At 48.2% G+C, this 12,168-nt stretch carries 10 protein-coding genes; 7 read left to right on the forward strand and 3 right to left on the reverse strand.

Annotated features, from left to right (window positions below; genetic code table 11):
• The first annotated feature begins 3 nt into the window (after positions 1-3).
• Positions 4-750: a type I methionyl aminopeptidase gene (gene map, locus AB4Z29_RS16355; RefSeq protein WP_441944097.1), complete on the forward strand. Its 747-nt coding sequence runs from the start codon at positions 4-6 to the stop codon at positions 748-750.
• A 315-nt stretch (positions 751-1,065) separates the two neighbouring features.
• On the opposite strand, the gene AB4Z29_RS16360 is transcribed toward map, so the two are convergent.
• The 3 genes from AB4Z29_RS16360 to ku form a co-directional block, all read right to left on the reverse strand.
• Positions 1,066-1,395: a hypothetical protein gene (locus AB4Z29_RS16360; RefSeq protein WP_441944098.1), complete on the reverse strand. Its 330-nt coding sequence runs from the start codon at positions 1,393-1,395 to the stop codon at positions 1,066-1,068.
• Between the two features lie 167 nt (positions 1,396-1,562).
• Positions 1,563-2,456 (reverse strand): ATP-dependent DNA ligase, encoded by an 894-nt coding sequence (locus tag AB4Z29_RS16365; RefSeq protein ID WP_441944099.1) that lies wholly within the window; start codon positions 2,454-2,456, stop codon positions 1,563-1,565.
• Positions 2,453-3,298: a non-homologous end joining protein Ku gene (gene ku, locus AB4Z29_RS16370; protein ID WP_441944100.1), complete on the reverse strand. Its 846-nt coding sequence runs from the start codon at positions 3,296-3,298 to the stop codon at positions 2,453-2,455. Before ku ends, AB4Z29_RS16365 begins: the two co-directional genes overlap by 4 nt.
• Positions 3,299-3,581: 283 nt before the next feature.
• Between ku and AB4Z29_RS16375 the strand changes: the two genes are divergently transcribed.
• The 6 genes from AB4Z29_RS16375 to AB4Z29_RS16400 all read left to right on the forward strand — a co-directional run bounded on the left by AB4Z29_RS16375 (position 3,582) and on the right by AB4Z29_RS16400 (position 12,164).
• Positions 3,582-5,174: a response regulator transcription factor gene (locus AB4Z29_RS16375; RefSeq protein ID WP_441944101.1), complete on the forward strand. Its 1,593-nt coding sequence runs from the start codon at positions 3,582-3,584 to the stop codon at positions 5,172-5,174.
• Positions 5,171-6,961, forward strand: coding sequence for a sensor histidine kinase (locus AB4Z29_RS16380; protein ID WP_441944102.1), 1,791 nt, complete (start codon positions 5,171-5,173; stop codon positions 6,959-6,961). Before AB4Z29_RS16375 ends, AB4Z29_RS16380 begins: the two co-directional genes overlap by 4 nt.
• Positions 6,962-7,064: 103 nt before the next feature.
• Positions 7,065-8,480 (forward strand): ABC transporter substrate-binding protein, encoded by a 1,416-nt coding sequence (locus AB4Z29_RS16385; RefSeq protein ID WP_441944103.1) that lies wholly within the window; start codon positions 7,065-7,067, stop codon positions 8,478-8,480.
• Positions 8,481-8,568: 88 nt separating this feature from the next.
• Positions 8,569-9,456 (forward strand): carbohydrate ABC transporter permease, encoded by an 888-nt coding sequence (locus tag AB4Z29_RS16390; RefSeq protein ID WP_441944162.1) that lies wholly within the window; start codon positions 8,569-8,571, stop codon positions 9,454-9,456.
• A complete protein-coding gene (locus AB4Z29_RS16395; protein WP_441944104.1) occupies positions 9,453-10,283 on the forward strand; it encodes a carbohydrate ABC transporter permease in 831 nt (276 codons plus the stop codon). Before AB4Z29_RS16390 ends, AB4Z29_RS16395 begins: the two co-directional genes overlap by 4 nt.
• A gap of 42 nt (positions 10,284-10,325) precedes the next feature.
• Entirely contained in the window at positions 10,326-12,164 is a 1,839-nt protein-coding gene (locus AB4Z29_RS16400; protein ID WP_441944105.1) for a glycoside hydrolase family 127 protein, read from the forward strand.
• Positions 12,165-12,168: the final 4 nt, after the last annotated feature.

Consider the following 12,168-nt stretch of genomic DNA (forward strand, 5'->3'; position numbering starts at 1 on the left):
AAGATGATCATTTTAAAATCACCAAGGGAAATTGAAGAGATGAAGCCGGCTAGCCAAATCATTGCGGACTGCTACCGCGAGGTGGCCAAACTGATCGAGCCTGGGATCACCACGAGGGAAATCAATGATTTTGTTGCCAGACATATTACCAAGCTGGGCGGCAAGCAGTTTACGAAAGGGTACAACGGTTACCCCGCCGAAACCTGCATTTCGGTTAATGATGTGGTGGCCCATGGCATTCCTTCGAACCTGGCGCTTATGGACGGCGACTTGATGAAGCTCGACATCGTCGTGGAATACGGCGGATGGCTTGGCGATTCGTGCTGGTGCTATGCGGTGGGTAATATCCGGCCGGAGGCGCAAAAATTAATGAAGGTGGCAAAGGAATGCTTGGATCTGGGGATCGCCCAGGCTCTTCCCGGGGGTCGGCTCGGGGACATTACGTCGGCGATTCAACAGCATGCAGAAATGAATGGGTATTCGGTCGTTCGCGACCTGCTGGCGCACGGTATCGGTCGGAGCCTGCACGAGGAGCCGAGCTACGAGCATGTCGGCGCAGCCGGCAAAGGCATTCGGTTAAAGGAAGGCATGGTGTTTACGATTGAACCGATGATCAACGAAGGTACGTTCCGTATCAAGATCGACGACGATCAGTGGACGGCGAGAACGGCCGATGGCAAGTTGTCAGCGCAATATGAGCATACGATCGCAATCACGCTGGACGGACCAGTGATTTTAACTGCTCAGTAAGAATAGAGGGGAACGGACGGGAATGCATCATATTAGGAAATAAGTCTCTCATCCGGCCTGCTTGGTCTGACGCAAACATTGACTACAAGTTATGGGTGAACTAGAAGATCGGGAGATGTACAAAGTCGCTTCCAACGAGGAATGAATGACACTGTTTTTTGGGAAAAACCAATGAAGAATCCTTCATTAATAAGGGTTCTTCATTGGTTTACTATGACAAATATAGATTTGAGAAGAGAGTGACAAACTTTATATGGTGTAGGGGCATTCTCTGAAATGCTGCGTTGCTCATTGGGGCTAGTTTAATCTTTTATTTTAAACACCACGCGTATCAATTTCATCGCTTTCCTCTAAAAATTCCCTCGCTTTGTCAAGCGTTTCTACAATTTGACTAGATTCATGTTCGAGCCAATCTGATGCCATTTCTGAGTCCATGCGGCCATTGACAACACTTCCGATAACGCGATCCATTTCGTTGGATGCTTCATCCAGCTCATTAACCAATGCTTCTTGTTCCGTTTCTTTAATCAGTAAAGACGATTTACCGCAAGTGATGCAAGAGTAATCTAAAAGGTTCTCTACCGGGATCTGATTGACATGTTTGCAGCCTATGCATGTAACCATTAACGTTTCTCGCTTCGGCATCCATTAAACTCCTTCCAGATCGTCAATCTCGTATTCGACAATGTGTTTAAAACTTCCGCTACTCATGATTTTTTCGAAAATCCATTCGACTTCCACATTTCTGTCTTTAATACTGCGGACTTTCCCAACTTTGTTTGCCCCTCGCACACGCACATTATCGCCAACTCTCATTCCTTGCCGCTTCCGAATCCCAATAGCTTTGGCTGCCGAAGTAAGCCAGAGTCGCTAAATTCCAAAGCGGTGACCCTGCATGGGAAGGGAACGCTGAGCCAGCTAACTTCAGATTTCTTCATGCCAGCGGAAAGGGCAGGGAAAGGGCAATCTCCAGGATGCTGCTCCATGAATTGCGCCAGCACTTTTTTAGATGCCGCATCTAATCCCGATACATGGCCGATGTAACGATCCTCGAACCTTAAAACCAGACTTGACACATAACCTGCTTTGAGTTTTATCCCTACGACATCCGCAACGATTCGTACTTCTTTCCGTTTTTTAAACCAGTACCGATGTTTTTTAGCTTCTACATATGGGCTATCAAGCTTTTTGGAGATAATGCCTTCCCACTCCCGGGTATTTACCCAATCCCAAAGTGCTGGACCGTCGAAAACCAGATCAGTAACAAATAGGCGTGGCTGCTTCTCTGGAAGCTTAGCGGTAAGTCGCTCAAATCGCTCTTTGAAGGGGAGAGGCCGAATATCTTGTCCTTCATCGTAGAGCATATCGAATGCAACGAATATAAGGTTATCATCATATTTCTTACGGTTTATGCCGACACGAACGCGATGAAAGTTTGGCCTAGTGCCATCAAAGTATGCGATTTCCCCATCCAGCAAGCAAGCTCCGATTCGCAATGGGCTTAGCAATTCTACGATTTCTGGAAAGCGAGCGTTACGTGGCTCTAGGCGCTTTGAAAAGATTTCGACCCCGCCTTCGCCGTCGAGTCTGATTAAGGTGCGCACACCGTCCCATTTGATTTGATAGACCCAATCAGGACCCGTAGGTATATCAGGAGATGTGATGGGCGCCATCGGAACACCTGGAAGCTCCATTACAGCTGTCATGATACGTTATCCTTTGACTTTGCGGTGCTTTTTCGTTTCCTCTTGGGAGGGGATGTGTCGGGCAAAGGCTTCGTTGCGTCTAAGCTTGCTTGCAAAGCAGCCAGAAGATCAATGACATTCGATTTTCCTTTTGCAGAAGGAGCAGTGACGACATCTATGCTTTCACCTGCAACCTTTTGTTCAATTAATTCAAGCAAGGCTATGCGGTAATCGTCCGTATATTTGTTAGGTTCAAACTTCTCGCTAAGCTGCTCCACGAGAGCTTTGGCCATTCCGAGTTCCTTTTCGTTTACAACCGTTTGCATGGGTAGATTGGGGACTTGAGAGATAGCGCGTATCTCATCCGGATAATACATCGTCTCCAAGCAAATACAGTTATCGACGACTCGGATTGCTACTAGGCTGCTTTTGCTGCGTATGGATATTTTGGCTATGCCAATTTTGCCTGTCTGCTTGATCGCCTCCAGCAGCAAGGTATAGGCTCCAGCGCCTGTCATATCGGGAGTGAGGTAATAAGCTTTTTGAAAATAGAGGGGATCAATGTCGTGAAGATCAACAAAATCCAATATCTTTATTGTTTTCTCGGCTTCGTCCTTGATGCTGTCGAGCTCTTCTTCTTTAATAATCACATATTTATCTTTCTCATACTCAAAGCCTTTAACGATTTCTTCAGGAACAATTTCTTTATTGCAATGCCTGCATGTTTTCGCGTAGGAGACCGGCATGCCACAATCCTTATGCAGGCTCCGGAAATGAACGTCCTTGTCTTCTGTTGCGGTAAACATTTTCACAGGCACATGTACCAGGCCAAAGCTGATCACGCCTTTCCAAACCGTATGCATATCAGTCACATCCATTATTTTTCATTTAGAATGCTCTACATTTAGAAAAGTATTCCGATGACTGATCATTTGTAGCATTCTCCATCAACTCCTTGAACCCGTGAAAGCTGAGGTGCATCGCAAATTGCGTGCCATATAAAGACTAAAAAAGTGCCATTAAAGATTCGCTCGGGGAGTGCGCCATCCAATGAAAGTCCACCTTTCCAAATAAAATGACCTTCTTTTAACCGATCCTCTTCTTTATAATGAGAGTATTTAGGGAATTAAAGGAGGACGGATCAAGATGAAAATACTAATCGTGGACGATGAGCCGAGGCATCGCAGAGGTATGTTGAACCTGATATTGTCCTTCAGACCGGAGGACAAGATTCTAGTCGCCAAAGATGGAGCCATTGCGCTTGAGCTCATTCGATCGGAGAAGCCTGACATGGTGCTTACCGATATTCGCATGCCGAACATGGATGGCCTTGAATTTCTGAAGCTGCTTCAGGGCGAGAGCCATAAGCCAAAGGTTGTCATGGTTACGGCATATAATCTATTCGAATATGCCCAAGCGGCCATTCATCACGGTGCTTATGACTATGTATTGAAGCCAGTGGATAGCGATCAAGTTGAAAAGCTGCTTCGCCGGATCGAAGCCGAGCTGGACATGGAATCGCAGCAGCATTCGGAATCGGAGGCATTGAAACAAAAGTTGAGCTTAACCCTGTCAGCATACCGTAATCGCCTGCTAGTGAAATGGCTGAACGGCGATCTGACGCCAGATGAGCTTGCCGAGATGGATCAGATCGAAGGATTGAACGGTGAAGGCATTATCGTGTTTACGGAAATAGCAGTCGATGCGGACAAAAGAAGAAGCTTTGATTCCGATGCATTTCTAAGCAGCTTGAAGCAGTGCTGGTCGAATGTCGGAGAGGCATTCTCTTTTTCGCCCAATACGCTTGCTGAGAGCTTCGTGCGAGCAATTACGATTATTCTTACACCTGACGGTCTTACAGCTATACAGCGTGCAGACATCCGCTCCCATGCCGAGCGTCTGGAATCGTGCTGGAGCATGTATGGCCAAATATCCCATGGCATAGGAACGAAATGTCAATCGATTCAAGCTGAAGGAGCGATGGCTTATCGATACGCTCAAACCGCGCGTAGCTACAGCTTCTATGAGTGTTGGAACGGCGTAGTCTTCTATGACGAACTGCTAAGCCCAAACGAGATGCTCTCGTTGGATACCGAGAAGCTGTATAAGCATCTGCAATGCGGCGAGCTGACAGCGGCGGAGGAACAATGTCAGGTAGCTTTCTACAGCCTCGCCTCGAATGGTCATACAAACCCGGCTTTAATTAAAGAAAGTGCGGTACTGACCTTGATTAAGCTTAAAAGCAGAACCCGTAACCTGGTAGACCAGCAAATTGGAAGCGTTCTCTCCAACTCGGCGGCAATAGAAGTGCCAGCTTGCCAATCTTTTGAAGAGATCTTGGAGCTGCTGGAGCTTCGTCTGAGAGATGTCTATTCTGCGATCCAGCCTTCCCAATCAGAGAAGGATGTGATTCTTGCAGAGGATTGCTTGAGATGGATCGAGGAGCATGTGCAGGAGGAATTAACGTTAGAGCGAGCAGCGGAGCGCTTCTTCTTTAACCCGTCCTATTTCAGCACATGGATCAAGCAGCAGACAGGCCGAACCTTCTCCGATCATCTAGTCGAAGCGAGAATGCGCAAAGCTCAAAGCCTGCTTAACGCAAACCGGAAAATCTACGAGGTTGCTTCTGCATGCGGTTATTCGGATACCAAATATTTTTGCCGAGTGTTTAAAAAGCATCACGGCATGTCCCCGGCATCATACAAGCATATGACGTCACAGAGGAGCGACATGGGATGAGGCTGACTTTTCGATTCAGACTGCTTGCCAGCTACATTTTGCTGATTGCCATTCCGCTGCTTGTACTCGGCACATTGTTTTATCAGACAAGCCTTCAGGTCGTCACCGATCAGGCGCAGAAGTATGTGTACGAGATTGTGAAAAAAAACAACGAGGTCATGGACACGAAGCTGCGAATTATCGATCAGAACAGCATGGCCTTGTTCATTGATAAAGGGTTGTTTAATGTGTTCAATACGTTAAATCCGGGTGACGAGGCCGAGCTGCTTGCAGCAGACCGTTTGGTATCGGAAGTGCTTCGCAATTATTTCTCGCAAATGGGCGATGTGTATGCGTATCAATTGTGGACATCCTATTTCACCTTTGGTCAGCAGCTCCCGCAGGGAAACCCTGCGGAGTCTGATATTTACCGAGCTGCGCAGAAAGCTGGAGGCAAATTGGTATGGTACCCAACGTATGATTTTGTTGAAATGTACAACCAACCTTATCTGTCCGAAGGGAATCTTGATTTCCGTTATTTATTTTCCGCTACCCGCTTACTGGATTTTTCATATTTGAATAATTCGAACTTGAGGAAGCTGGACGAAAACATCGAGCGGCCGATTCTGACGATCAGCTTCAAATATGAAGCCTTGCAGTCGTTATTTGTTAACAGCATACCGACCAATTCCCGTTATCTCGTACTGGATTCGAATAACCGTGTAGTTGCGAGCGATGATACGCAGCGTATTGCCCAAATATATGACGAGTCGTGGATTCAGGTTCTGCAGCCCGCGGGAAGCGGAACGAAAAGGATAACACTGGACGGAGAGAGCATGATTGTCTGCTTCGACAGATCGCAGGTAACGGGATGGCTGTCCGTCGTCATGACGCCGGAATCTGCTTTGATTGGCGGTCTCGTTCCGATTATCCGGATGTCGACGGTGCTCCTTGCGGTCATCATGGCAATCGTTGCGCTTGCGCTGGCTTACTTTATTTCCGGAAAAATCACTAATCCGATCAAAAAGCTGATGAGCGCCATGCGATCGGTCGGTGAAGGCGACTTTCAGACTCGAGTCAGCGTCAGCTCGAATGACGAGTTCGGGCTGCTCCTTCAGCGTTTCAATCGGATGAACGGGCGCATTGGCTCATTAGTGACGGAAGTGTATGAAATCAAGCTGAAAGAGCAGGAAGCGGAGATTCAGGCTCTGAACAGGCAGATGAATCCTCATTTTCTGTACAATACGTTAAACGTCATGAATTGGACCGCGATTGAAAATAACCAGAAGGAACTAAGCAAAATGCTCGTCTGCTTGTCCAACATGCTGCATTACACCTCCCGCAAGGAGTGGGGGGCAGTCCAGCTATCGGAAGAGATCGAATGGATGAACAACTATTTTTATATTATGCTTGCCCGCTTCGAGGAGAAATTTACGGTTTCCCGAGACTTTGATCCGGTCCTTTATCATTACAAATTGCCGAGACTGATCTTCCAGCCGTTCGTCGAAAACTCGATTCTGCACGGATTCAGCGAGATCGAGACAGGCGGGCTTATCCGCATTGGCGGTTGGATCAAGGACGGAGCGCGCTTTTATGAGGTTTCGGATAACGGAAAAGGGATGAGCGCGGAGATGATTGATACGATTCTGAATAAGGAAACCGCGTCAATCGGCATTAAAAACACGATTGCCCGCATTCGGATGCAATATGGCGAGAAAGCCGAGGTTTCCATTACGTCATCGCTGGGACACGGGACAAGGATTGTGGTCAAAATGCCACTGAGTTCCAACGATAGTCCACCTTTCTAATGACATTCGGGTTATGTAAGCGTTATTTTGCAGCTTATAATGAGTTCATCATAGACTGCAGCTATGAATCATGGGCTAAGCAATGAAAGGGGACGGAAATATAATGGGACAAAAGAAAATAGCAACCGTGTTTATTCTTATGCTTTTTTTAATCATGACTGTATTATCCGCATGCAGCAAGTCTGATTCCAGCAATGGAAGTGAGGCTGCCGGAGGCGCTGCGAGCTCGGCGGACGGCAATGCCGGCAAGGAATCGATTACACTGCGTTTGACTGTATGGGGAGCGCCAGAAGAAGTAGAGCCTTATAAAAACGTCATTCAGAAATTCGAAGCGGAGCATACCAATATCAAGGTGGAACTTCAGCATATTGCTGCGGATTACGATACGAAGCTAACGACGATGGTGGCCGGCAACGACGTTCCGGACATCGCTATGATGGAATCGGGAAGCATTGCTTATCCGCTCGCTGAACAAGGCAAGTTCTATAATCTTCAGGATTTTCTGGCTACGGATTCGGATATGAACGAAAGCAGCCTCGTTCCCAACATTACGTATTCACTCGAACCGGGCAACGTAATCGGTATCGCTCCAGGCCCTGAGACCTTCGCTTTATTTTACAACGAAGATGTGTTCAAGGAGCTCGGAATCGAGCCTCCGCCTAGCAAAGCGTCGGAAGCGTGGAGCTGGGATCAGTTCGTGGAGGTTGCCAAGCAGCTGACGCTTGACTCGAATGGAAAAAACGCCACTGAGGACGGCTTTGATCCCAAAAATATTAAACAGTACGGGCTTAATCTTCCGACCTGGTGGGGCAGCTATAGTAATTTTATTTACTCAAACGGCGGAGATTTTGTTTCGCAGGACGGACAATCCTTTGCGCTCAATCAGCCGGAAGCGGTGGAAGCGTTACAGAAGATGGCTGATCTGATCAATGTGCATCATGTCTCCCCTTCTCCTGTACAAGCCAAAAACATCCCATCGACTAACGTTGCGCTGCAAACGAAAAAGGTAGCCATGGCGATTGACGGTCAATGGGCGAGCTCTGCACTCGCCAAATCGAATTTCAATTTCAACGTTGGCGTGCTGCCGGTAATGAAGGAGCCGATGACGACAGTGGTATGCGCAATGTTCTCCATCTTCAAGTCTTCCGAACACCCTGAAGAGGCTTGGGAATTGGTTAAGGCATTGATTGAACCCGAAGCTTCGATAGATATGATTAAGGCAGGTACATGGATGCCTGCGGCAAGAGACTGGTATACCGATGAGACCTTGCTTGCCAAATGGACGGAAGGACTTGCTTCCCGCCCGTCAGGATATAAGGACGCCGTCATTGACGTGCTGCTGAACCATAGCCATCAAACGCCTACGGGTTATGTGAAAAATTTCAATAAAATTATGGATGTCGTCAATCCTGCACTGGATAAAGTGTGGCTAGGCAAAGAATCGGCACAGGAAGCGATGGATAGCATCGCGGCCAAAGCTCAGGAGCAAGTAAAAGGACGCCGTGACATAGCAAATTAACAGAGGGCTGATACAACAACTAAAGAGCGGCGATTGCATGGAGAAATCGCCGTTCTCTTTAGCTATGGGTATCGGATTGGAGGCAAACATGAGGAAAGGCTTGTTCTATGGGCTGCTGTTCACGTCGCCCGCGATTATCGGGTTTATTATCTTTACTCTCGGTCCCATGATTGCCAGCATGGTACTGAGCTTCACGGATTACTCTGTATTTAAGGATCAAACCTCGTTCATCGGTTTCGATAACTATACAACGCTTTTTTCGGGAGAAGACGAGTTTTTCTACAAGTCCTTAGGCGTTACGTTTTATTTTGTCGCGCTGCGCGTGCCAGCCGTCATTCTGCTCTCTTTTTTCATTGCCTTGCTATTGAATATGAACGTAAAGGGCAGAGCCATCTTCCGGACGATTATTTATTTACCCAGTATCGTGCCGGCCGTCGCGTCAGCCATGATCTGGATGTGGCTGCTCAATCCGGATCTCGGGCTTGTCAATTCGGTGCTTAGATGGTTCCATCTTCCCGAGAGCGATTGGCTGTATTCGGAGCAAAGCGTAATACCATCCGTTGTATTGACAACACTTTGGGGCATCGGGGGAACGGTCATTATTTTCCTCGCTGGCTTATCGGGAATTCCTCGCCAATATTATGAAGCAATCGAAGTGGATGGAGGAGGCTGGTACAGCAAGCTTCGCCATATCACGATCCCGATGGTTTCTCCGACGATATTCTTTAACACAATTATGACCATTATCGGCTCCATCCAGGTATTCAATGAAGCTTATATCCTGACGCAGGGCGGGCCGAACAATAAAAGCTTGTTTTATGTGTTTTACCTATGGAGAACAGGGTTCCGCGATACGGAAATGGGATATGCCTCCGCGCTGGCTTGGGTATTGTTTATTATCATTTTGTTCTTTACTTTTATCGTATTCAGAACGTCCAAATCTTGGGTTTATTATGAAGGGGAGGGGCGCACATGAAACAATCGAGGCTTGCGCTTGCCGCCGGATATACGATGCTGCTGTTCGTATCGGTCTTGTTCTTCGGTCCTTTTTTGTGGCTGATTCGTAGCTCTCTAATGGATTTATCGCAAATATTCTCCATGCCGCCGGAATGGATTCCTTCGCCTTTCCGCTGGGATAACTTCCACAGGGCTCTAACGATTCTTCCGTTCGGGACTTATTTCACGAACACCTTCATCATCGTCATATCCACGATAGCGGGGACGGTACTAACGAGTAGCGTTGCGGCGTTTGGATTCTCGAGAATTGATTGGCGCGGCAGGGATACCGTGTTCGGCATTCTGATGACCAGCATGATGCTTCCTGCGGCAGTCACCCTTATTCCAAGCTTTCTAGGCTGGCAAATGCTCGGATTTTATGACACGTATTATCCGCTAATCGTCCCCGCTTATTTTGGCGGTGGTATTTTCAATATTTTCCTGCTGCGGCAGTTCTATTTGACCATTCCAAGAGACTTTGATGAAGCGGCTTTTGTGGACGGCGCGACATATTTCCAAATATACCGGTCGCTCATCTTCCCATTAAGCCGTTCGGCCATTATCGTCGTTGCCTTGTTCTGCTTCCTGGGTACGTGGAATGACTTCATGGGACCTTTAATATATTTGAAAAGCGACAGCTTGTTCACGCTGGCAATCGGCCTTCAGATGTTTCAGGGCACCTATACGGCGCAATGGGATTTGCTGATGGCCGCTTCGGCGGCAGTCGTGCTGCCCTGCGTCATCGTTTTTCTGGTCGGCCAGAAATATTTTCTCGAAGRCATTACGCTGACCGGATTGAAAGGATAAGCAGTAGAATTTAGATTTAGCGAGGAAAGAGGGCAGAGACAAATGTCAATGACTGAACAGGTACAGAAGCACTGGCAGGGCGTTCCGTTTACGAGCGTGGAGATCCAGGATGCGTTTTGGCGGCCACGCTTGGAGGTATTGAAAAAAACGACGGTCAGAACCTGCTTAGACCAATGCGAAGCGACCGGAAGGATTGCGAATTTCTCCAAAGCGGCTGGATTGATGGAGGGCGAATACGAGGGGATGTATTACAACGATTCTGACGTGTATAAGGTCATAGAAGGCGCTGCTTATACGCTTATGTTGGAGCGTGACTCTAAGCTTGAAGCCGAGCTGGACATGATAATCGAGAAAATTCGAGCTGCGCAGGAGCCGGATGGTTACTTAAGCACGTACTTTACGGTGTGCGCTCCTGAGCTGAAGTGGTCCGATATGGAAAAGCATGAAATGTACAATGGCGGACATCTCATTGAAGCGGCTGTCGCTTATTTCGAAGCGACAGGAAAACGGGCTCTGCTCGACGTCGCTTGTCGGCTGGCCGATCATTATGACAGCATGTTCGGACCAGGCAAACGGCACTGGGCAGAAGGGCATGAGGAAATTGAGCTGGCATTAGTCAAGCTCTATCAGGCGACAAAGCAAGAACGCTACTGGAAGCTTGCGTTATGGTTGCTTGAAGAACGCGGACATGGTCATGGACAAGGAGAGATTTGGAACAAGCCAGAATGGGGGCCGGCATATTGTCAGGACGATGTTCCCGTTCGCGACATTGAGAAGGTAACCGGACATGCCGTTCGGGCGATGTATTTATATGCTGCAATGGCCGATGTTGTACGCGTGTCAGGAGATCCCGCTTATGTAGGGGCGCTTCAGCGGGTATGGTCCCACACGGTGGAGCGCAATATGTACGTTACAGGCGGAGTCGGGCCTTCCGTGCACAACGAAGGGTTTACGCATGATTATGATCTGCCGAACGAATCGGCTTATTGCGAAACCTGTGCCGCGATCGCCATGGCGTTCTGGAACCATCGTATGAACCTGCTGTTCGGGGAGGGGAAATACGCCGATCTCGTGGAGACCGAGCTGTATAACGGCGCATTATCCGGCATATCGTTGTCCGGGGACCGTTTTTTTTATGTGAATCCGTTAGCTTCCCAAGGCGAGCATCACCGTGTAGAATGGTTCCATACCTCCTGCTGCCCTACTAATCTCGTCCGATTCATCCCGTCAATTGGGCAATACGCGTATGCCGCGACCAGTGACGGAATCGCAGTCAATCAATATGTGGGCGGTCATGCGAATCTAGTGACCGGCTGCGGGAAAAAGGTTGAGGTTACACAAAAAACAAATTATCCATGGGACGGGTCTATCGAGCTAACGGTTACTCCAGAGACGGAGAGCGATTTCTCTGTTCGCCTTCGATTGCCAGGTTGGTGCAAAGGTTACCGTATAACTGTCGGTGGCGAGCAGACGATAGTTCTTCCGGAGAACGGCTATTTGGATCTGCGTCGTCATTGGTTACAAGGAGACATAGTCTTAATGGAGCTGGACATGCCGGTAGAGGTGGTTCGGTCCAGGCCGGAAGTCGAAGCAAATCGCGGCCGGGTAGCTTTGCAGCGCGGGCCAATCGTGTATTGCTTAGAGCAGCAGGATAATCCGGATTTGTCATACGATCGTTTCACAATTTCACCGCGCGGAGGTATTTATGTGGAACATTGCCTTGAGCTGCTGGGAGGATTGACGACATTAGCAGTCAGCAGCGCAAAGTCTGGCGAAAAGCCTTATCGGATGATCCCTTATTACGCTTGGGACAATCGGCAGCCAGGATTTATGCAGGTCTGGATGACAGAAGCGGACAACAAACATCTGTATAGCCATTAGCGGG

Origin of the sequence: Paenibacillus sp. 2TAB23 (assembly GCF_052115165.1) — a bacterium.
Taxonomy (GTDB): Bacteria; Bacillota; Bacilli; order Paenibacillales; family Paenibacillaceae; genus Pristimantibacillus.

What these genes read in the sequence shown, in the direction of transcription:
- AB4Z29_RS16400 (WP_441944105.1), top strand. Translation starts at nt 10,326, where the DNA reads ATGTCAATGACTGAACAGGTACAGAAGCACTGGCAGGGCGTTCCGTTT.
- AB4Z29_RS16380 (WP_441944102.1), top strand. Translation starts at nt 5,171, where the DNA reads ATGAGGCTGACTTTTCGATTCAGACTGCTTGCCAGCTACATTTTGCTG.
- ku (WP_441944100.1), bottom strand. Translation starts at nt 3,298, where the DNA reads ATGCATACGGTTTGGAAAGGCGTGATCAGCTTTGGCCTGGTACATGTG.
- AB4Z29_RS16390 (WP_441944162.1), top strand. Translation starts at nt 8,569, where the DNA reads ATGAGGAAAGGCTTGTTCTATGGGCTGCTGTTCACGTCGCCCGCGATT.
- AB4Z29_RS16385 (WP_441944103.1), top strand. Translation starts at nt 7,065, where the DNA reads ATGGGACAAAAGAAAATAGCAACCGTGTTTATTCTTATGCTTTTTTTA.
- AB4Z29_RS16375 (WP_441944101.1), top strand. Translation starts at nt 3,582, where the DNA reads ATGAAAATACTAATCGTGGACGATGAGCCGAGGCATCGCAGAGGTATG.
- AB4Z29_RS16365 (WP_441944099.1), bottom strand. Translation starts at nt 2,456, where the DNA reads ATGACAGCTGTAATGGAGCTTCCAGGTGTTCCGATGGCGCCCATCACA.
- AB4Z29_RS16360 (WP_441944098.1), bottom strand. Translation starts at nt 1,395, where the DNA reads ATGCCGAAGCGAGAAACGTTAATGGTTACATGCATAGGCTGCAAACAT.
- map (WP_441944097.1), top strand. Translation starts at nt 4, where the DNA reads ATGATCATTTTAAAATCACCAAGGGAAATTGAAGAGATGAAGCCGGCT.